This window comes from Pseudomonas sp. S1(2024), from assembly GCF_046557535.1.
The window spans coordinates 1-20,369 of record NZ_JBKGFP010000091.1 but is presented as its reverse complement, the minus strand read 5'-3'; the positions used below and the strand labels follow the sequence as shown (position 1 = coordinate 20,369).

Below are 20,369 nucleotides of genomic sequence, written 5' to 3'. Positions count from 1 at the left end.
CCTGATCTAGAGGCTTGCAATAGCTTGAGGGGATCGTAGCGGGGATATTTGCGGGAACACAACGGGCGGGGTGTTATGTTTTGTTGTCGGCTGTAAAAAGCCGGGGCCGCTGTGCGGCCCTTCGCGGGCACGCCCGCTCCCACAGGGGTATCACAGGCCTTGAAAGCAGTGATATCCCTGTGGGAGCGGGCGTGCCCGCGAAGGGCTGCACAGCAGCCCCAAGCTCTTCCAGGCTCAAGCCAGGCTCTTGCTCACCACTTCATACACATCACTGGACAGCTCACCAGAAGCCAGAATCCGCTCCAGCTCGCCCTTCATCAGGGCCTGACGCGCAGAGTCATACTTGCGCCAGCGGGTCAGTGGTGCCAGTTGCCGCGAAGCGATCTGCGGGTTCAGCGCATTCAGCTCGATCACCAGGTCCGCCAGGAAGCGGTAGCCGGAGCCATCCGCCGCATGGAAGTTGACCAGGTTCTGCCCGGCAAAGGCGCCGATCAACGCACGTACCTTGTTCGGGTTCTTCAGGGTGAACGCCGGGTGCTGCATCAGCGCCTTGACCCGCGCCAGCCCGCCCGGCAGCGTACTGGCCGCCTGCACGCTGAACCACTGGTCCATGACCAGCGGGTTGTCCTTGAAGTGCTCGGCAAACGCCTCCAAGGCCTTGGCCCGCTCGGCCTCGAACGGCGAGTTGACCAGCACGGCCAGGGCGGTAAGGCGCTCGGTCATGTTGTCACAGTGCTCGAACTGCTCCAAAGTCGCCTGCAGCACCTGCGGCTTGCCGCTCTGCATCAGGTACGACAGCGCGATGTTCTGCAGGCTGCGGCGAGCGAAATGCTCGGCCGAGGCCACGTAGGCGGTGTTGCGCGACACGTCGCGGTTGGCCTGGTAACGCGACCACAGGGCGTCGAACAGTTGCTCGGCGATCTGCTGGCGGGCGAACTCGCGGGCGGCGTGGATGGCGTCCACGTCGGCCACCTGGCTGATTTCGGTGAGGTAGGCCTCACCCGGCAGCGAGAGCATTTCGGCAACCATGGCCGGGTCCAGCGACTCGTTGCCGAGCACGGTGCCCAGGGCGCTGATCAGGCGCTGGTCGAGCTTGAGTGCTTCGCCGCGCTGATGCTGGCCGATCAGCTCCTGCAGCACCTGCACCGACAACTGCTGCCCCGCCTCCCAGCGGTTGAAGCCGTCGCTGTCGTGCTGCATCAGGAACATCAGCTGGTCGCGGTCGTAGGGGAAGCTGAGCTTGACCGGTGCACTGAAGCCACGCAGCAGCGAAGGCAGCGGCTTGGCCTGGATGCCCTGGAAGGTGAAGGTCTGCTCGGCCTCGGTCACCGACAGCACGCGGCTGGTGCCCTGCGCCGTCGCTTCGCCGGCCAGTTGCAGCGGCAGGTCGTTGCCTGCGGCATCCAGCAGGCCAAGCTCCACCGGGATCACGAACGGCAGTTTTTCGGCCTTGTCCGGGGTCTGCGGGCAGCTTTGGCGGAAGGTCAGGCTGTAGGTTTGCGCGGCCGCGTCATAAGCCTCGCTGACTTCCAGGCGCGGGGTGCCGGCCTGGTTGTACCAGCGCTTGAACTGGGTGAAGTCGACGCCGTTGGCGTCTTCCATGGCCTTGATGAAATCGTCGGTGGTCACCGCCTGGCCATCGTGGCGTTCGAAGTACAGGTCGCTGCCATTGCGGAAGCCGTCGGCGCCCAGCAGGGTACGAACCATGCGCACCACTTCGGCGCCCTTCTCGTACACGGTCAGGGTGTAGAAGTTGGAGATCTCGATGAAGCTGTCCGGGCGCACCGGGTGGGCCATGGGGCCAGCGTCTTCGGCGAACTGGTGAGTACGCAGGTAGGCCACGTCTTCGATGCGCTTGACCGTGCGCGAGTTCATGTCGGCGCTGAACTCGGCATCTCGGAACACCGTGAAGCCTTCCTTCAGCGACAGCTGGAACCAGTCACGGCAGGTGACGCGGTTGCCCGACCAGTTGTGGAAATACTCGTGGGCAACCACGCCTTCGACGCGCTGGTGTGCGGCATCGGTGGCGGTTTCGGCACGGGCCAGCACACAGCTGGAGTTGAAGATGTTCAGGCCCTTGTTTTCCATGGCGCCCATGTTGAAGTCGTTGACCGCGACGATCATGAAGATGTCCAGGTCGTACTCGCGGCCATAGACTTCTTCGTCCCAGCGCATTGACTTCTTCAGGCTGACCATGGCGTGGTCGCACTTGTCGATGTTCTCGGGCTCGACGTAGATGCGCAGGGTCACGTCACGGCCGGACTGGCGGGTGAAGCTGTCCTCGACGCACCACAGGTCACCGGCCACCAGGGCGAACAGGTAGGCCGGCTTCATGAACGGGTCTTCCCAGGTCGCCCAGTGGCGACCATCGTCTGCCGGCCCGCTGCCGATCGGGTTGCCGTTCGACAGCAATACCGGGTAGCGATGCTGCTCGGCGATCACCGTCGTGGTGAAGGTGCTCATCACGTCCGGGCGGTCGAGGTAGTAGGTGATCTTGCGGAAGCCTTCGGCCTCGCACTGGGTGCAGAACATCTTGCCCGACTTGTACAGGCCTTCCAGTGCGGTGTTGCTTTCGGGGTGGATCTTCACGCTGGTGTCGAGGGTGAAGCGCTCGGCCTTGGGCTGCACGGTCAGGCTGTCGGCGTCGAGCTGGTAGTCGCCCGGCTGGAGTTCCTGGTCATCCAGCGAGGCGCGCAGCAGCTCCAGCTGCTGGCCATCGAGTACCAGTGGCGGCAGGCCGGCACCGCGTGCCGGGTTGCGGCGCATGACCAGTTGCGCGTGAACCAGAGTGTGGTCCTCGAACAGCTCGAAGGTCAGGTGCGTCTCGTCGATCAGGTACTCGGGCGCCTGGTAATCCTCGAGGTAGATCACTTGCGGTTGTTCGGTACGCATGTGCAGGTCCTTTTTACTGGAGCACGGCCAACTGGTAGGCCGTGTACTTGCGAATATTGATCACACCGGTGTCGAAGATCAGGTACTGGCCCTTGATGCCCAGCAGCGTGCCTTCCACTACCGGGTCCTTGTCGAGGTTGAAACTGACGATCTTCGATGGGTAGGCCTCGACCGGGTACTTCATCTGCACCACTTCGGCGTCGGCCAGCGGCTGGATCGCCTGCAGGCCGAAGCGCCCCTGCAGCTCGCGCAGGCCATCGGCACAGGCGTCGAAGACCTGTTCACGAATGGCCACCAGGTCGAGCTCCTCGGCATCGCCCTTGAGCAGGGCGCGCCAGTTGGTGCGGTCCGGCACCTGGCTGCGCAGCAAGTCTTCGACCAGGCCGGACTGCTGGCGGGTGGCCACGCGCACGATCGGCAGGGCCTGGCTGGCACCCTGGTCGAGCCAGCGGGTGGGCAGCTGGGTGGCGCGGGTGATACCGACCTTGATCCCCGACGAGTTGGCCAGGTAGACCACATGGTCGGTCATGCAGAACTGTTCGCCCCACGACGGTTCGCGGCAGGTGCCAGCGTCGTAATGGCACTTTTCCGGGGCCATGATGCACACGTCGCACTGGGCCAGTTTGGTCATGCACGGGTAGCAGTAACCCTGGCTGAAGCTGGTCTTGGTGCGCTTGCCACAATGGCTGCAGTGAATGGCGCCAAGGTACTCAAGGCGCAGGCGCTGGCCGATCAGCGGGTTGACCGGCACCTGCGTGTCATCAAGGCGAAAGCTGTACTGCACCACTGGCGCCTGCAGGCTTACCGCCATCTTGCTCAACGAGCCACGAGCGAGTTCGATCAATGTACCGAGTCCGACTTGAACAGAATGTTGGCGATCGGCGCGGACTTCGAGGCGCATTCCTGCGGGCCCATGTAGCCGGTACGCTGGTCTTCGGGCAGGTTTTTCATCTCCCAGGCGATTACCGCCTGCAGCGACAGCTCTTTCTGCTCGGCAGTGAGCTTGCGGCCATCCGACCATTTGCCGATTTCCACGGCCAGTTTCAGGCTCTCGTAGATTTCCGGGGTGATGTTTTCGATCATTTGCGCGAAAGTGGACATAGTGTCTCCTGATTCAAGCCGACAGTTTACGCCGGGCAAGCGCCCCACCCAAGAGCCCGGTCAGGCATCCGATGAGCAGCCCGCCGACGTGGGCGGCGTTGGCGATCTGGCCAAGGCCCAGGGTGTCGATCACGCCGCTCAGGCACACCACCAGCCAGATCAGCATCATCACCAGCACGCCCTTGGGCAGGTTGAAGTAACGGTCGGGTGCCAGCCACTGGTACAGCCAGATGTGCCCGAGCAGGCCGTACAGCACGCCGGACAGGCCGCCGAACAGGCTCGGCCCGCTGCTGTAATGCTGGGCCAGGTTGGACACCAGGCTGAACAGCAGGGTCAGGCCCAGCAGCGCCAACGGGCCCTGGCGCAGTTCGATGCGTTTGCCCAGCTCCCAGTACCACAGGCTGTTCATGGCCAGGTGCAGCACGCCGAAATGCAGCAGCATGGGCGATACCAGGCGCCACCACTGGCCTTGGTCCAGGCTTTGCGCCAGCGGGTTGAAGTACAGGTAGTCGCCCTGGACGCGGAAATCGAGGAAGGTGAACCAGCTGATGGTGGTGAAATTGTCGCCAAGGCCGGTGAGGCCGGCGACGATGAAGCATAGCAGCAGGGTCAGGGTGGTGATCTTGCAGGCGCGGGCCTGTTCCGCCAGGGAGGGCCCTTTCGCGGGCTCGCCCGCTCCCACAGGATCGGTGGTGGCCGGCAGGTCGGCGTTGCCGTCGGGGTAGCGCTGGTAGAGTTCGCGGACGTCCGCTGCCAGGGTGTCGGGGGCCCACAGCACCTGGGCATCGCCCTCCTCGCTGACCCGGTGCGGCACCTGCAGGCGCTGCAGCAGGTGAACGAAGCCGCTGAGGTCGACCGACAGCGGCAGGCGCATCACTTCGATAATGTTCATTGGTTGGCCTGTGGGCGGTCGACGTCGACCCAGACGAACTTGTGCGGGTCGATGCGGGTTTCATCATCCAGCCGGTAGGCGGCCAGCTTGCCATAGAGCACGGCGCTGTAGTCCAGGCAGGCCAGGTTGGCGCGGATCGGCGCCGGGCGGCCGCTGCGCCAGTAATGGCCGACGAACAGCATGGGCTCGTCTTCGGCATAGCGCAGCAAGGCGTTCTTCTGGCTGTGACTGAGCGGGGTGCTGGCCACTTCCGCGGGCAGGGCGTCTGGCTGGAACACGATGTCGCCGTAGGTTTGCGGGTCTTCTTCCCAGAACTTGGTACGGAAGAAGGCACGGGTCAGGCCGTCGCCACCGGTGAGGGTCAGGCCGTCCGGCAGGCGCATGTCGGTACCGCGCAGCAGGCGGTTGCACACGGTGGCGGCAAAGCTGCCGTTCACCGCCGAGGCCTGGATGAAGTGTTCGTCGATGCGCCCGTCGGGGTACTGCTGGCGCAGCGGCTCGATCAGCCGCGGGTCCCAGCAGGCATGCACCAGGCGGAAGCGCCCGGCGTCGACGAACAGCGGCAATTCGTAGAACCAGTTGACGAAGTCGTGCCAGTCAGCGGGGTGGTGGGCAAACTGAGTCAGGGTTTCGTCGATCAACCGGGCGTGGCGCGGCGTATGCTCGCGCACGAAGGCCTTGCCGCTGCCAGGCAGTGCCGGGGTGACCCAGCCCAGGGCGTTGTACTCATGGTTGCCCATGATGCAGAACGCCTGGCCGGCCTCGACCATGTCGTGGACGATGTGCAACGCCTCGCGGATGCGTGGCCCGCGGTCGACGATGTCGCCAAGGAACAGCGCCTGGCGCCGCGGGTGGCGCCACACGCCGGCCACACGCTTGTAACCGAGGGCGTCGAGCAGGCGTTCAAGGGTCAGCGCACAACCGTGCACGTCACCGATGATGTCGAAACTTCGCGCCGGATCGAGCATCAGTCGTCCCTGCTTCCCAGGCGGCTGCCCCAGCCGAGCTTGGTGCGGCAGACCTCGTAGTAATTGTGATCCAGCGGGTGGATCAGGCGCAGCTTCTGCGGTTTCTTGCTCACCGTGATGGTGTCGCCGGGGGCGCAGGTGAAGTGGTTCTGGCCGTCACAGGATACCTGCGGGTAGATCTGCAGGTCCTTGGACACCACGATCTTCAGCTCGCTGTTGCCGTCGACCACGATCGGCCGGCCCGACAGGGTGTGCGGGTACATCGGCACGATGACGATGGCGTCGAGCTTGGGGTGCATGATCGGGCCGCCGGCCGACAGCGCGTAGGCGGTGGAGCCGGTGGGGGTGGCGACGATCAGGCCGTCGGCCTTCTGACTGCAGACGAACTGGCCATCGATGTAGATCTCGAACTCGATCATGCGCGTGGACTTGCCCGGGTGCAGCACCACATCGTTCAGCGCATCACCCTGGCCGATGGCTTCGTTGTGGCGGCGTACCTCGGCCTGCAGCAGGAAGCGGTTTTCCACCAGGTAGTGGCCGTCGAGCACTTCGGCGACCTTCTCTTCCAGCTCGTCGGGGCGGATGTCGGTGAGGAAGCCCAGGTTGCCACGGTTGATGCCCAGCACCGGAATGTTGTGCCGGGCCAGGGCGCGGGCGGCGCCCAGCAGGCTGCCGTCGCCGCCGACCACGATGACCAGGTCACAGACCTCGCCCAGCAGCTTGCGGGTGGAGGTTTGCAGGCCATGGCCAGGCAACACTTCGGCGATGGTGTCCTCGAGGATCACGTGCAGGTGGCGCTCGATAAGAAATTTTTTCAGTCGGCGAATGGTGTCGAGCACCTGGGAGCTGCCAAGGCGGCCAATGATACCGATATTGCGAAATTGCTCCATGGGGCTCCTGCGAGGCTCTGCGGCGGGTGACTATGCCGCGATTATGGGCGAAACCACCGGGTAGCGGCAAACCGGCTATGCTCGCAGGATGATGCCATTCGCCCTGCTCCACGACCTGCCCCGGCAGCTACGCCGCCCCAACGTGCGCGACCTGGCCTGGGCCCTGCTGTCGCCTCCGTTGCTCAGCGCCCCGCCCTGCCCCCAGCGCCACCCGCTGGCGGGCAGCCTGTGGGCGGACCAGCCACAGCGCCTGGCAGACTGGCTGCGGGCGCTGGATGACGATGACCGCCCATTGCGCGACTGGCTGGCGCAGCTGGGTAGCCGGCGCCTGGGGCACTACTACGAACGGCTGTGGCAATTCGCCCTGGGCCAGGCCCCGGGCATCGAACTGCTGGCGGCCAACCTGGCGATTCGCGACGGCGGGCGCACCCTGGGCGAGCTGGATGTGGTGCTGCGCGACCGCGACGGTGTGCACCACCTGGAACTGGCCATCAAGCTGTACCTGGGCCCGGAGCATTCCGGGCACGACCCCGACGCCTGGCTGGGGCCGGGCTGCCATGACCGACTGGGAAGCAAACTGGCGCACCTGGCACGGCACCAGTTGCCCATGTCGGCGGGGGCGCACAGCCGCGAGGTGCTGGCCCGGCTGGGGGTGGAGCAGGTGCAGGCGCATGTGTGGCTGGGTGGCTACCTGTTCTACCCGCGGCCTGGGTATGCGCAGCCACCACAGGGCGCCAACCCGCAGCACTTGCGCGGGCGCTGGCTGCGGCGGCGGGACTGGGTCATGGGCGAAGGTGAGCAATGGCAGCCGCTGCAACGGCATGCCTGGCTGGCGCCGGCGCGGGTCGAGGCGCATGAGTGCTGGGCGGTGGAGCAGTTTGCGGCGTGGCTGCATGTGCTGGAGCGGCAGGCTCCGGCGCAGTTGCTGGTGAGGTTGGAGCAAGAGGCTGACGGGGCGTGGCAGGAGGCCGAGCGGGTGTTTCTGGTGGCTGACAGTTGGCCATTTACATCCAAGGCATGATGCAGGCTGTTCCGGCCTCTTCGCGGGCTTGCCCGCTCCCACAGGTACTGCACAGGTCTCTGGCTCAGCGCTGTGCCTGTGGGAGCGGGCTCACCCGCGAAAGGGCCGGTGCAGACAACACAATTTTCACAGACCTGGCGCAAAGATTTGTTACCCCGTAGCCACTACAGTACTTCCTGAGCGCCGGCAAGAGCGCTATCCCGACCTGATGACGAGGACCGATCATGGTTTCATCCACCCCCGCGACCCATTACGCGCGCCTGTCCATCGCCCTGCACTGGCTGATGCTGGTGCTGCTGGCCGCTGTCTACGCCCTAATCGAACTGCGTGGCCTGTTCCCCAAGGACAGCGTCGAACGCAACCTGATGAAGGACCTGCACTTCATGCTCGGGCTCAGCGTGTTCGTGCTGGTCTGGTTGCGCCTGGCCATCCGCCTGAGCCGCCCGACTCCACCCATCGTGCCCAAGCCTGCGGCCTGGCAGACCGGCCTAGCGCACCTGATGCACCTGGCGTTGTACCTGCTGATGATCATCCTGCCGCTGGCCGGCTGGCTGATCCTCAGCGCCGCCGACAAACCAGTGCCGTTCTTCGGCCTGGAGCTGCCGCACCTGATCGGCCCGAACCCGGATCAGGCCAAGTTCATCAAAGGCTGGCATGAACGCATCGGCAGCTGGGGCTACTGGCTGATCGGCCTGCACGCTCTGGCCGGGCTGTATCACCACTATGTGCAGCGCGACAACACGCTGCTGCGCATGCTGCCCTACAAGTAACCGCGCCGGCCCTGCAGGCCGCCGGTGTGCACCACGATCAGGCGGGTGCCGGGCGCGAACAGCCCGGCCTCGACCTGCTCACGCAGGGCTAGCAGGGCCTTGCCAGTGTAGAGGGCTTCGAGCGGCACGCCTGTGTGCCGCTCGCAATCAGCGATGAACGCCAACAGATCAGCGTCGAATTTGCCGAAACCGCCACGGCAGGCGTCGTGCAGTTGGTAGCCATGCGCGCCGGCCAGTGTCGCTACCGCCTCCGGCACACCATGGTCCCTGGGTACCGCCAATGCACCATGCACCACATGTGCGCCCGCCTCGGCCATTACCAGACCGGCCAGGGTAGTCCCCGTTCCAGCAGCCAGCCACCAGGCGTCGTAGCCCGACCAGCCCAGTGCCGCGATCTGCGCCCGTGCCTGCTGCATGATCAGCGCGCAGCCCTGTGCACCGGCAAGCCCGCCTCCCCCTTCGGGGATGCAGTGCCAACCCGGGTAGCGTGCCTGCCAAGGGTCCCAGAAACCCGCTTGGTTTCGTGCGCGGTAGCCGCCATAACCCAGCCAGTGCAGTTCCATGCCCAGCGTCTGCAGGTCACGCACGGTTGGCGTGTCCTGGGCGTGACCACGCAGCAGGCCGGCGGTGGCGAAGCCGAAGCGCTTGCCAGCAGCGGCCAGGGCGTGCAGGTGGTTGGAATGGTTGCCGCCGAGGCTGATCAGGCCCGGGGCGTTGCTGGCGCTGGCCTGTTGCAGGTGATGGCGTAGCTTGAACCATTTGTTGCCGCTGATCAGCGGATCGATCAGGTCCAGGCGCAGGATGGCGGCTTCTACCTGGGCTTGTTGGAGCCAGGGCAGGATCAGGGGCTGCAGGGGGGCTTGGGGCAGGTCAAAGTGCATCGTGCGAGTTTACCAGTGATATCCCGGGGCTGCCTTGCAGCCCTTCGCGGGCTTGCCCGCTCCCACAGTCAGGAGTGCGCTATCCCTGTGGGAGCGGGCAAGCCCGCGAAGGGCCGCAAAGCGGCCCCGGCGATCTCAGAGCTCAGCCGCCAATCTCGAACCTTGGTTGATCGCCCGCTTGGCATCCAGTTCGGCCGCCACATCGGCCCCACCAATCAGGTGCACCGACTGCCCCGCTGCCACCAGCCCGTCCTGCAGCTCGCGCAACGGCTCCTGCCCTGCACAGATCACCACGTTGTCCACCGCCAGCACCTGCGGCTCGCCATCGGCCACGCGAATGTGCAGGCCGGCATCGTCGATGCCCAGGTACTCGACGCTGTTGAGCATCTGCACCCGCTTGTTCTTCAACCCGGTGCGGTGAATCCAGCCAGTGGTCTTGCCCAGGCCGTCACCCACCTTGGATTTCTTGCGCTGCAACAGGTACACCTGCCGCGCCGGGGCATGCGGCTCGGCCTTGATCCCGGCCACGCCACCACGCGCCTGCAGATGGGTGTCGATACCCCACTCCTTCCAGAACGCCTCTCGGTCCTGGCTGGTGGCAACGCCCTGATGCACCAGGTACTCGGAAACGTCGAAACCGATGCCACCCGCGCCAATCACCGCGACAGCCTTGCCCACCGGCTTGCGCTCGAGCAGCACGTCGAGGTAGCTGAGCACCTTGGCATGCTCGACACCGGGGATGGCCGGTGTGCGCGGGGCGATGCCGGTGGCCAGGATGATCTCGTCGTAGCCACCGTCCACCAGGGCCTGCACATTGACCCGGGTGTTCAGGCGCAAGTCCACGCCCGTGCTTTTGACCTTGTTGCGGAAGTAACGCAGGGTTTCATGGAACTCTTCCTTTCCCGGTACCCGCTTGGCCACATTGAACTGCCCGCCGATCTCGCTGGCGGCATCGAACAGGGTCACCGCGTGGCCGCGCTCGGCCGCCACCGTGGCTGCCGCCAGGCCGGCCGGGCCTGCGCCGACCACGGCAATGCGCTTCACGGTGCGCACGGGCAGGTAGTTGAGCTCGGTCTCGTGGCAGGCACGCGGGTTGACCAGGCAACTGGTCAGCTTGCCGCCGAAAGTATGGTCCAGGCAGGCCTGGTTGCAGCCGATGCAGGTGTTGATCTCGTCGCCGCGACCAGCAGCGGCCTTGTTGACGAAGTCCGGGTCGGCCAGGAACGGACGTGCCATCGAGACCATGTCGGCATCGCCTTCGGCCAGCACCGCCTCGGCCACCTCCGGAGTATTGATGCGGTTGGTGGTGATCAGCGGAATGTTCACCACGCCGCGCAACTTGGCGGTGACCTTGCTGAACGCCGCGCGCGGCACCTTGGTGGCAATGGTCGGTACACGCGCTTCGTGCCAGCCGATGCCGGTATTGATCAAGGTCGCGCCGGCCTTCTCGATGGCCTTGGCCAGCAGCTCGATTTCATCCCAGGTGCTGCCGCCCTCGATGAGATCGAGCATCGACAGGCGGAAGATGATGATGAAGTTCGGCCCGACCGCGCCGCGCACCCGGCTGACGATCTCCACCGCCAGGCGCATGCGGTTTTCATAACTGCCACCCCAGCGGTCGGTGCGGTGGTTGGTGTGGGCGGCGAGGAACTGGTTGATGAAGTAGCCTTCCGAACCCATGATCTCGACGCCGTCGTAACCGGCGCGCTGGGCCAGCACCGCGCAATTGACGAAGTCGGCGATCTGCTTCTCGATACCCGCCTCGTCCAGTTCCTTGGGCTTGAACGGGTTGATTGGCGCCTGGATCGCGCTGGGCGCCACCTGGCGCGGGCTGTAGGCGTAGCGCCCGGCATGCAGGATCTGCAGGCAAATCTTGCCGCCGGCAGCGTGTACCGCCTCGGTGACGATGCGGTGCTTGTCGGCTTCTTCCTCGGTGCTGAGCTTGGCCGCCCCGGAATACACCCCACCCTCATCGTTGGGCGCGATGCCGCCGGTGACCATCAGGCCGACGCCACCGCGGGCGCGCTCGGCAAAGTACACCGCCATGCGCTCGAAGCCGCCCGGGCGCTCTTCGAGGCCGGTGTGCATCGAGCCCATCAGGGTGCGGTTGCGCAAGGTGGTGAAGCCCAGGTCCAGCGGTGCGAGCAGGTGCGGGTAGCGGTCGGCGGCCATGGAAAGGTCCCCAGGTGGCGTATTCACGGAATGCGGGTGCCTCACCGGCTGGCGGACCCCGTCGTTTGTCTGCCTGCGACATTAAACAGACGTTTGAACGGGCTCAATGATCGAAACTGACAAGTTATTGATCCTGGCGTACAGCGACACCACCCGAGGACTCACGAATCCTTGGCCCCGCAGGTTCCAGCTGGGCATGTTCGCCTAAGTGCGAGCGAGAAGATGCCGGTAACCGGCAGCACCAGTGAAATCGGCAAGATGCCAGAGACTCCCGTTCGCACCCCAAGTGCCATCGGCGATGTCGACCAGCTGTATCGAAGTCATCAGCATCCTCCCGTCATCCTTCCCGACGCATTGTTCGATGGCCTGGTGCAGGCCCAGTACGTAGTCCTTGCGCATCTGTTCATCGAGGACGCCGGCAGGCACCTTTACCATGACGATGCAGGGGATGGCGTGGGCGTGCATGTTCACCCCGCCACATAGCCAATCACTGCCCCGCACCTCCTCGATGAGCACCCAGCACAGGCTGCGCTGCGGCAGAGCGTCACCTATGTGCTCATGCGCGATTGCGGCCTCGCTGACGCGCTTCAACAGATGCTCGCGTTGCGGCTCGTTGAAAGCCCCGGTCGGTACCTTGATCAGGATATTGGGCATTGCTGATACCTTTGTGATGAGTTGAAGCGCCATTAGGCCTGGCGCTCCTCTCATGCAAAAGTGTCGGATCCGTCCTCTTTCGAGCATAATCCGACAATGCACGATTTCACCATCCTGGTCGTACCTGGGGCATTCGCCGCAAGCGTAGCCTCCACCCTGGACATCCTCGCCACCGCAACAACCGTTAGCGAGCGACTCGGCCTGGCCGCACCACGCTGGCGGGTTTGCGGCCCCCAGCCGGGACCGGTAGCGCTGGGCCATGGCCTGCAGCTGCATGTGCAACCGATCGAGCAAAGCACCGATGACCAGTCTTGCTGGGTCATACCGGGAATCGGCGTCAGTGACATCGACCTGCTCGAGAGCCGCCTCGCGGAACCATGGACAGCTCCCTTTCTCTGTGCACTGAGCGATCACATCGCCAACGGCAAGGAAATTGCCGCGTCATGCTCGGCCGTCTTTCTGCTGCATGCAGCCGGGCTGCTGGACGGCAGGAAGGTGACAACCTCCTGGTGGCTGGCACCGCACCTGCAGAAGCTCGCACCAGGCTGCCGTGTCGACCCTGACTTCATGGTGCTGGCCGATCATCCACTGACCACGGCAGGAGCTGCCTTCGCTCAAACCGACCTCATGCTGCACCTGCTTCGTCGGCGCCTGTCACCTGCAATCGCCGACGCGGTGGGCAAGGCACTGCTGCTCGACCGCAGGCAACTGCAGTCGCCTTTCGTCATCCCTGCCGTACTGGTGCAAGGCAATGCACTGATCTCTCGCCTGATCGCAGATATCGAGAAGTCGCTGCCTGAACTTACGAGCGTCAAGACACTGGCCGCAAGCATCGGCATGTCTGAGCGGACCCTGTCGCGTCATGTTCACAAGGCAACGGGGCACTCGACCCGTCAACTCATTCAGCGGGTGCAGTTGCACAAGGCCAGGGCGCTGCTCGAGTCTGGCGAATATTCGGTCGAAGCGGTCTCGGCGCGGGTCGGCTACCAGGACCCGACGGCTCTCCGGCGCTTGATGCGCCGCCTGCTGAACGCAACCCCGCGACAGTTGCGCCAGAGCTGACCGGGAACCGCAGCGGACGCTGCAGACCCGGATAGTGCTTTGGTATGATCCAAAACGCGATTTTGCAAAAACAGTGCAACAAGGATTCCCAAGCTGATGAATACGGCCGCACTATGCCCCTGATTGTCTTCATGGCAACTTCATTTTTCTTCGAAAGCTGAAGGCTTCATGCGAAAAATCCTGGCAAGCGCCCTGGCGCTGGTGATGATCGCCGCCCTCTGCGGCTACGGTTTCTGGACCCAGCAGCGCCCGGAAGGCCACTACCTGTCCGACCTGCGCATCGAACTGGCGCTGAACCATGGCGTGCCGGGCGAGCACGGCAACCTGCTCGGCGTCGAACCGCTGCTCTACCCAGGCGATTACCAGAACCTTCAACGCCTGCACCGCAAGCTCGCAGCCTACCTGGAACAGGCCCGTACCCAGGGTCTGGTGGGCCCGCGCACGGTGGTGGTGCTGCCCGAGCACATTGGTACCTGGCTGTGGGCGCGCGGCGAAAAGAACGAGCTTTATCAAGTCACGCAAAGCCGCGAAGCCCTGCAATGGCTGGAACTGAGCAACCCGCTGCGCTATGGCCTGGCCATGCTCCGTGCCGACGGGGACGACTGGCGCGCCGACGCGCACCTGCGCATGAAAGCCGAGCAGATGGCTGCGGACTACCAGCAACTGTTCGGTGGCCTGGCCAAGGAATTCAATGTCACCCTGGTGGCCGGCTCTATCGTACTGCCCGCCCCCTACGTGAAACAGGGCGTGCTGCATGCCGGCAGCGGCCCGCTGTTCAACAGCAGCGTGGTGTTCGCCGGCGACGGCTCGCTGCTGGGCCAACCGCAACGCCAGCAGTTCCCCGACAGCGAAATGCGCCGCTATGTACATGATGGCCGCCAGCACCCGCTGCAGGTATTGCAAACCCCTGCCGGGCGCCTGGGCGTGCTGGTGGGCAGCGACAGCTGGTACCCGGAAAACCACCAACAACTGGCCCAACAGGCAGTACAACTGATCGCCAACCCGGTGTTCCTCAGCGGCAAGGGCAGCTGGCAAGCGCCCTGGCGCGGCAATCGCCATCAGGATGCCAGCGCCGGGCTGCCCTTGCGGCGCGGCGAAGTCAGCGAACAGGCTGCATGGCAGCGACTGACCCAATCGGCCGGAACCAGCGTCAGCAGCATGAGCGTGTTCATGCGTGGGCAGTTCTGGGAACAGGGCAGCGACGGCCAGGGCTTTGCCCGCCAGGCGGGTGAATTGCTGGCAGGCACCCCCAGCCCTGGAGCCCGCCTGTTGAACCTGTGGTTGTAAGCCCATGGCCCGCCCCCGCGTGCGCCTGGGTGACCTGTCGGTTGGTTTTGTCCAGCCGCTGACCGAGGCCCTGCGCGAACTGGGCCATGACCCCGAGCCGCTGCTGCGCCGCTATGGCCTGGATGCGGCGCGCCTGGGCGAAGCCGGCGCGCGCTTGTCGATCCCGCGCTACATGCACCTTGGGCACGCTGCCATCGAGCTGTGCGGCGAGGCCGCACTGGGCCTGCACATGGGGCGCCTGAGCCGCCTGGCGCATGCCGGCCTGGCCGGGGTCACCGCTGCCCAGGCACCGAACCTGGGCGAGGCGGCACGTACCCTGTTGCGCTTCGAGCCGCTGTACGCCGCCAACTACCGCGGCCACTCCAGTTTTCAGGAAGATGCCGAGGGCGCCTGGCTGCGCTTCTACTCCATCAGCCCCTACAACGCCTACAACCGTTTCGTGGTCGATTCGCTACTTGCCGGCTGGCTCGCCCAGCTTGCCGACCTGGCCGGTACGGCGGTGCAGGCCGAACATATGGACATCGAGTTCGCCGCACCCGCTTATGCCGCGCGCTACCAGCCGCTGTGCAGCACACCCGTGCAGTTCGCGGCCGCTGGTAACCAGCTGCGCCTGAGCCGGGCCACGCTGCAGCTGGTCAACCCCAGGCATTGCCCGAGCACCTGGCAGCACCTGCTGCAGCTGTGCGAGGCGGAAATGCTGCAGCGTACGCGGGTGCGCAGCCTGGGTGAGCGCATTACCCACCTGCTGGGCCCGTTGCTAAATGGTGGCCGTGAACCGGACCTGGAAGAAGTGGCGCTGCACCTGCAACTGCCGACCTGGACCTTGCGCCGCAAACTGGCCGAGGAAGGCACGCGCTTTCGCGACCTGCTCAGTGAAACACGGCGCGACCTGGCCGAGACCTATATCCGCGATACGGAGTTGGCCTTTGGCGAGATCGCCTATCTGTTGGGGTTTGCATCGGCCGAGGCCTTCCAGCGCGCTTTCAAGCGCTGGACGGGCCTTACGCCGGGGGAGTTTCGCCGCAGCCAGCGGCGGGTGGGCTAGAGCTCGGTGGCGTCGTCAGCCGGTTCCGGGGTGTCCAGTTCATAAGCCTGGAATTCGAGAAGTTCTTCTTGGTATTCGTCCATAGCCCTAAGCCCTCTTCACTCATTTTTCCTGGTAACTGTCGCCTCACCCTAGGCAGGAAGGATGAAGGATTGATGACAAGCTTATGATCCGGTGCCCAGCAATCGTTAGCCCCGTGCTACTTGATATTAGCCGTTTGTAGGTCATGCAGGCTTTAGACGGCAGGCCCAAGCCGAACTACGCGTGCACAGTGCTGGCTGCGCTCCCCCGTGCGGTGCGCGAGCATGCCGTAGCCATTTCTGTCGCAGGTGTGCCCCATGACAAGCTCAGCTTGGCACTAAGTGCTCTGGCGACTGCGCACTCAGCGCCCTTTTCAACACTTCGTAGAGTTTGCCGTCACCCGATTGAGCAACGTTGAAGCGCAGGAAATCCCCCGCCGTCATGGATTGGCTGAACGCATTACCGGGCGCCAACACTACACCTTCATTCAGGCAGGTCCTGGCCAGCGTTGCTGCATCCTTGCCTTGAGGGAGCTGGCACCAGAGGTACATGCCTGCCTGGGGAATTATCCACGGCTTGATACCAATGGCCTGAAGCCTCGGCACCGTTCTGTCCATTGCCTCGCCTAACCGGTGGCGGACACCTTCCATGTGTTTTCGGTACCCGCTATCCGTAATCGCTTGATAGATGATGTCCGCGGCCAAGCGTCCGCCGCCGAAGGTGGTCGCGATCTTCAGGTCGACCAGGCTCTCGATCCATTCACCACGGGCGGCGATGTAGCCGCATCGGATTGAAGCAGAGATGGTCTTGGAAAAGCTGCCTATCTGAATCACACGCGAGAGGCCGTCGAAGGCAGACAGCCGTGGCGCGGGCGTATTCTCGAAATCAGCGAAGATGTCGTCCTCCACGATCACCAGGCTAGAGGTGTCGGCCAGCTTCAGCAGCCTGTGCGCGGTGACCGGGGACAGGCTGGCCCCGGTTGGGTTGTGGATGCCGGAATTGGTGATGTACAACCTGGGTGCGTGCCTGAGCAGGGCTGCGCCGAACGCCTCGATGTCCGGGCCTGTCTGCGTGTAGGGTACCCCGACAATGTTCACCCTGTGGGCTTTGAGCAGTGCGTGAAAATTGAAATAGCAGGGGTCGTCGACCAGGACCGTGTCCCCCGGTTCCAGCAGAAAACGGCAAATCAGGTCGATGGCGTGGGTGCCCGATTCGGTGAGCATGATCTGTTCCAGCGGGGCTTCGATGCCGATGCCAGCCAGCCGTCGCGACAGGAACTGCCTGAGCGGCGGATGCCCGAGCGGCGACGCGTACTCGGCCAGTTTTACCGTGTCGGAACGGGCAGCGACTCGCAGCGCTTTACGCATGCCGGCTTCGTACATCCAGGAGGCAGGCAGCCACCCGCACCCTGGTTTCAGCGCATCGCTGGAGGTTTCAAGAGACTGGCGCGAGATCCACAGCGGGTCGACCTCACGATCGAGCCTGGGGCCGAGTTCGGTCAGTGCCAAGGGCGCCACGGGCCCTGCCACGTAGTAGCCAGAGCCAGGGCGGGCGCTGAGCACCCCCTCTGCCATCAACCGTTCATAGGCCTCAAGTACGGTAGAAACCGATACCTGCATGGCCTGCGCCATTGCCCGGACCGAAGGGATCCGCGTACCGGGTGTGTAGGTCCGGGAGGCTATCCTCGCCTGCACCTCACCCATGACGGTCCGAATCAGCGTTCCACTGCGTTTCATCGCACCCTCAACTGTGCTGGATTAATGTGCATAACAGTTCGGTCAAACTGTATTGGATTGTACATGGCCTTGGTGAACGCGTCAGTGATGTACTGAACCCAGACTTATCGAGGACTGGGCGATGGAAAAATCAACAAGCGGATGGATCAACGGCTTCATAGGCGTCGCCATCTTCGCCGGCTCGCTGCCGGCCACCCGTGTGGCAGTGACGGCCTTCGAACCGACGTTCCTGACCTGTGCCAGGGCAACGATTGCCGCTCTGTTGGGGGCGCTTTTCTTGCTTGTGCTGCGCCAGCCTCGCCCTGAACGCGGTGACCTGTGGTCATTGGCGGTAACAGCGTTGGGCGTGGTAATCGGTTTCCCGCTGCTGACGGCACTGGCCCTGCAGCATGTAACCTCTGCGCATTCCATTGTCTTTGTCGGGCTGCTGCCGCTGTGTACCGCAGGGTTTGCCGTGCTGCGGGGCGGTGAGCGACCTCGGCCACTGTTCTGGTTGTTCTCGTTGACGGGTGCCGGAATCGTCGTTGGTTATGCGCTTATGAATGGTGGGGAGGCATCGGCGCTGGGCGATTTGCTGATGATGGGGGCGGTCATCGTCTGTGGGTTGGGTTATGCCGAAGGGGCGCGGCTGTCGCGGACGTTGGGGGGTTGGCAGGTGATCAGTTGGGCGTTGCTGGTGGCGTTGCCGCTGATGCTACTACTGACAATCACTAATCTTCCGACACCAGATGCCTTCGCCAAAGTAAGCGCCCCTGCGTGGTTCAGCCTCGGCTACGTTTCACTGTTCAGCATGCTGATCGGTTTTGTGTTCTGGTACCGAGGGCTGGTCCAGGGTGGCATTGCAGCAGTGGGCCAGTTGCAACTCTTTCAGCCGTTCATGGGGCTTGGGCTGGCAGCGTTGCTGCTGCACGAACAGGTCAGCTGGATGATGCTTGTGGTGACGCTGGGGGCTGTCATCTGTGTTGCCGGGGCCAAGAAGTACGCCTTGTAGATGTCGATCCAGAAAAAAGCGAATTGGGAAGGCTTCGCCAAGCCGCAGCGCGCCTTGGGGACCTCCGTAAGCTGTTCGGACCGGGGCAGTTGCACAGCACAGGGCCAAGTTCATGGGCACGGAGGATTTTGCCCCATGGCGGTACCGCGCAGATGTTGAGAACTGCGCAGTACCTGTGGGAGCGGGTTTACCCCTACAGGCAAGCCATCAGAGGGCGGGGGACGCGGGCTCAGCGGCCTCGGCAGGCTGTGCTTGCTGTTGTACTTCAATAGGCGCAGCCTCAGCCGGCGGTGCCACTGGCTGCGAGCCCTGGCTGTCATCCAGCACCGGCGCTGCTACCGCCTCGCTGGCCGGGGCTACAGGGGCCGGGGCTGGCGCCGCATCAACCAAAGGCTCAGCAACCGGGGCCGGTGCCACCGGCGCTGCGGCGGCCGGCTCCGGCAACCCCAAGGCAGCCGCTGGCGCGTCGACCTTCGGTGCGGGCTCCTCGACCTTGGCCTTGCTCTCCTGCCTAGCCTTGGGCTTTGGCAAGTAGCTCTCAACCAAGGCGAAATAGCGGTCATAGAACTGAGCCGCTGTCACAGTCTCGCTGGCCACCTTGACCATCGAGTCGTCGCTGGAGCCGATCGGCATCGATACCGACCCCAGTACACCAACCCCCAGGCTGGCGGAGGTGTTGGACTTTTTCAGGGCGTAGCGGTCCTGCAGGGCGTTGGCGAACATGGTCGAACGCTGCTCGTCGCTCACATCCGGCGCACAGGTGACGTTGAAACTGATCTGCAGGTGGTTCTCGCTGTTCTGCTGGAAGCTCTTGTTGCCCACCACCTGGTTGGCGCCGCTGCTGGTGATGATGTAACCCTGGCTGAGCAAGGCGCGTCGGGCGGCCTCGCAGGAGCCGGCATCGCTCACCGGGAAGCTGCGCGAGAAGGTGCCCGAGTCATCGAAGTTCTCGTGCTCGTAGACGGCGGCTTTTTTCGAGGAACAACCGGTCACGCCCGCCAGCACCAGGGCCAGCCCGAGCGCACCAAAGACGGAAGATCTGGTCATTGCGAATTCCGGGTAAGTCAAGAAGGTGCCTATTGTGCAACACAGCAGGCAGGCACAGGAACCGCTGATCGGTGAAGAGTCTGTCAGGTTCGTGTAAATCTGGGTCAAGGCCGGCAATTGCCAGACGCAGAAACGAAAAAAGCGACCCTAAGGTCGCTTTCTCGTTGCTTCGAGACGTTCAAGGGGCCTCGAAGCGAAGATGGCGCAGCGGACGGGACTCGAACCCGCGACCCCCGGCGTGACAGGCCGGTATTCTAACCGACTGAACTACCGCTGCGTATCATTCAGGCTTGCGCCCGATTGAAACCTGGGTCTACCCTTCCGGCGCGATGGCCTCAGGACAGGCACAAAAAAAGCGATAACGTGATCGCTTCTTTTGTGTTTTCTTCAAGGTGTTCAAGGGACCTTGAAACGAAGATGGCGCAGCGGACGGGACTCGAACCCGCGACCCCCGGCGTGACAGGCCGGTATTCTAACCGACTGAACTACCGCTGCGTATCGTTCAGGCTTTCGCCCGATTGAAACTGGGATCAGCCCAAGGCGTTTACCTTGTGGCTTCAGACCGGTGCCAGGCACCCATCTGATACTGAAAAATGGCGCAGCGGACGGGACTCGAACCCGCGACCCCCGGCGTGACAGGCCGGTATTCTAACCGACTGAACTACCGCTGCGCAGTGCGTTCCTCTCTGGCTATCGGTTTCTTGCGAAACCTGAAGCACCAGGAACATCTCAGGAAGTGGTGGGTGATGACGGGATCGAACCGCCGACCCTCTGCTTGTAAGGCAGATGCTCTCCCGGCTGAGCTAATCACCCTCGCGATGTTGCTTGTTGCGTTTGCTTCGCTGAGGCCGCGAAATTTACGCAGGTGGCGAAGCTAAGTCAATAGCCCCATTGAATTTTTTTCAGAAAGGAGCAAAAAGCGGTTTACCTGTCTGCGGC

General features: G+C 63.9%; 17 protein-coding genes and 4 tRNA genes. 6 read left to right on the top strand and 15 right to left on the bottom strand.

What is annotated here, in order from left to right; all coding sequences use genetic code 11:
* Positions 1 to 234: 234 nt before the first annotated feature.
* The 6 genes from pepN to ACLCGK_RS25080 are packed head-to-tail and all read right to left on the bottom strand — an operon-like array spanning position 235 to position 6,743.
* Positions 235 to 2,892, bottom strand: a complete 2,658-nt coding sequence (pepN, locus tag ACLCGK_RS25105; RefSeq protein WP_410953191.1) for an aminopeptidase N — start codon at positions 2,890 to 2,892, stop codon at positions 235 to 237.
* Positions 2,893 to 2,905: 13 nt separating this feature from the next.
* Positions 2,906 to 3,736 (bottom strand): DUF2797 domain-containing protein, encoded by an 831-nt coding sequence (locus tag ACLCGK_RS25100; RefSeq protein WP_075044170.1) that lies wholly within the window; start codon positions 3,734 to 3,736, stop codon positions 2,906 to 2,908.
* On the bottom strand, positions 3,733 to 3,993 hold the full coding sequence (locus ACLCGK_RS25095; protein WP_003260154.1) for a YeaC family protein: 261 nt from the start codon (positions 3,991 to 3,993) through the stop codon (positions 3,733 to 3,735). The genes ACLCGK_RS25100 and ACLCGK_RS25095 overlap by 4 nt, the downstream gene beginning before the upstream one ends.
* 13 nt (positions 3,994 to 4,006) lie before the next feature.
* Positions 4,007 to 4,885, bottom strand: coding sequence for a rhomboid family intramembrane serine protease (locus ACLCGK_RS25090; protein ID WP_410953190.1), 879 nt, complete (start codon positions 4,883 to 4,885; stop codon positions 4,007 to 4,009).
* Positions 4,882 to 5,853: a metallophosphoesterase gene (locus tag ACLCGK_RS25085; RefSeq protein ID WP_013971625.1), complete on the bottom strand. Its 972-nt coding sequence runs from the start codon at positions 5,851 to 5,853 to the stop codon at positions 4,882 to 4,884. The genes ACLCGK_RS25090 and ACLCGK_RS25085 overlap by 4 nt, the downstream gene beginning before the upstream one ends.
* On the bottom strand, positions 5,853 to 6,743 hold the full coding sequence (locus ACLCGK_RS25080; protein WP_013971624.1) for an NAD(+) kinase: 891 nt from the start codon (positions 6,741 to 6,743) through the stop codon (positions 5,853 to 5,855). Before ACLCGK_RS25080 ends, ACLCGK_RS25085 begins: the two co-directional genes overlap by 1 nt.
* Before the next feature lie 88 nt (positions 6,744 to 6,831).
* On the opposite strand from ACLCGK_RS25080, the gene ACLCGK_RS25075 reads away from it, so the two are divergent.
* Positions 6,832 to 7,764, top strand: coding sequence for a DUF1853 family protein (locus ACLCGK_RS25075; RefSeq protein WP_410953189.1), 933 nt, complete (start codon positions 6,832 to 6,834; stop codon positions 7,762 to 7,764).
* 224 nt (positions 7,765 to 7,988) lie between these two features.
* The gene (locus ACLCGK_RS25070) at positions 7,989 to 8,534 is read left to right on the top strand and encodes a cytochrome b (protein ID WP_003260150.1); all 546 of its coding nucleotides are present in this window, start codon (positions 7,989 to 7,991) and stop codon (positions 8,532 to 8,534) included.
* Here ACLCGK_RS25070 and ACLCGK_RS25065 read toward each other — a convergent pair.
* The 3 genes from ACLCGK_RS25065 to ACLCGK_RS25055 form a co-directional block, all read right to left on the bottom strand.
* Positions 8,525 to 9,415, bottom strand: coding sequence for a 1-aminocyclopropane-1-carboxylate deaminase/D-cysteine desulfhydrase (locus ACLCGK_RS25065; protein ID WP_410953188.1), 891 nt, complete (start codon positions 9,413 to 9,415; stop codon positions 8,525 to 8,527). The two genes, ACLCGK_RS25070 and ACLCGK_RS25065, sit on opposite strands and share 10 nt — an antisense overlap.
* 135 nt (positions 9,416 to 9,550) lie before the next feature.
* Complete coding sequence (locus ACLCGK_RS25060) at positions 9,551 to 11,587, bottom strand: FAD-dependent oxidoreductase (RefSeq protein ID WP_410953187.1); 2,037 nt, start codon at positions 11,585 to 11,587, stop codon at positions 9,551 to 9,553.
* A gap of 204 nt (positions 11,588 to 11,791) precedes the next feature.
* Positions 11,792 to 12,241 carry a tautomerase family protein gene (locus tag ACLCGK_RS25055; protein ID WP_410953186.1) on the bottom strand — a complete coding sequence of 150 codons (450 nt, stop codon included), beginning with the start codon at positions 12,239 to 12,241 and terminating at the stop codon, positions 11,792 to 11,794.
* 96 nt (positions 12,242 to 12,337) lie between these two features.
* Here ACLCGK_RS25055 and ACLCGK_RS25050 point away from each other — a divergent pair, with 96 nt between their 5' ends.
* The 3 genes from ACLCGK_RS25050 (at position 12,338) to ACLCGK_RS25040 (ending at position 15,635) form a co-directional block, all read left to right on the top strand.
* On the top strand, positions 12,338 to 13,303 hold the full coding sequence (locus tag ACLCGK_RS25050; protein WP_410953185.1) for a GlxA family transcriptional regulator: 966 nt from the start codon (positions 12,338 to 12,340) through the stop codon (positions 13,301 to 13,303).
* A 168-nt stretch (positions 13,304 to 13,471) separates the two neighbouring features.
* Entirely contained in the window at positions 13,472 to 14,590 is a 1,119-nt protein-coding gene (locus ACLCGK_RS25045) for a nitrilase-related carbon-nitrogen hydrolase (RefSeq protein WP_410953184.1), read from the top strand.
* 4 nt (positions 14,591 to 14,594) lie between these two features.
* Complete coding sequence (locus ACLCGK_RS25040; protein WP_410953183.1) at positions 14,595 to 15,635, top strand: AraC family transcriptional regulator; 1,041 nt, start codon at positions 14,595 to 14,597, stop codon at positions 15,633 to 15,635.
* 347 nt (positions 15,636 to 15,982) lie between these two features.
* On the opposite strand, the gene ACLCGK_RS25035 is transcribed toward ACLCGK_RS25040, so the two are convergent.
* The gene (locus ACLCGK_RS25035; RefSeq protein WP_410953182.1) at positions 15,983 to 17,392 is read right to left on the bottom strand and encodes a PLP-dependent aminotransferase family protein; all 1,410 of its coding nucleotides are present in this window, start codon (positions 17,390 to 17,392) and stop codon (positions 15,983 to 15,985) included.
* Positions 17,393 to 17,513: 121 nt separating this feature from the next.
* Between ACLCGK_RS25035 and ACLCGK_RS25030 the strand changes: the two genes are divergently transcribed.
* Complete coding sequence (locus ACLCGK_RS25030; RefSeq protein WP_410953181.1) at positions 17,514 to 18,383, top strand: DMT family transporter; 870 nt, start codon at positions 17,514 to 17,516, stop codon at positions 18,381 to 18,383.
* 207 nt (positions 18,384 to 18,590) lie between these two features.
* Here ACLCGK_RS25030 and ACLCGK_RS25025 read toward each other — a convergent pair whose 3' ends face one another.
* The 5 genes from ACLCGK_RS25025 to ACLCGK_RS25005 all read right to left on the bottom strand — a co-directional run bounded on the left by ACLCGK_RS25025 (position 18,591) and on the right by ACLCGK_RS25005 (position 20,243).
* Positions 18,591 to 19,430 carry a DUF2242 domain-containing protein gene (locus ACLCGK_RS25025; protein WP_410953180.1) on the bottom strand — a complete coding sequence of 280 codons (840 nt, stop codon included), beginning with the start codon at positions 19,428 to 19,430 and terminating at the stop codon, positions 18,591 to 18,593.
* A 200-nt stretch (positions 19,431 to 19,630) separates the two neighbouring features.
* Positions 19,631 to 19,707 (bottom strand) — tRNA-Asp (locus tag ACLCGK_RS25020).
* 141 nt (positions 19,708 to 19,848) lie between these two features.
* Positions 19,849 to 19,925: transfer RNA gene (locus tag ACLCGK_RS25015), tRNA-Asp, on the bottom strand.
* A gap of 99 nt (positions 19,926 to 20,024) precedes the next feature.
* A tRNA-Asp gene (locus tag ACLCGK_RS25010) sits at positions 20,025 to 20,101 on the bottom strand.
* A gap of 66 nt (positions 20,102 to 20,167) precedes the next feature.
* Positions 20,168 to 20,243 (bottom strand) — tRNA-Val (locus ACLCGK_RS25005).
* Between the last annotated feature and the right edge of the window lie 126 nt (positions 20,244 to 20,369).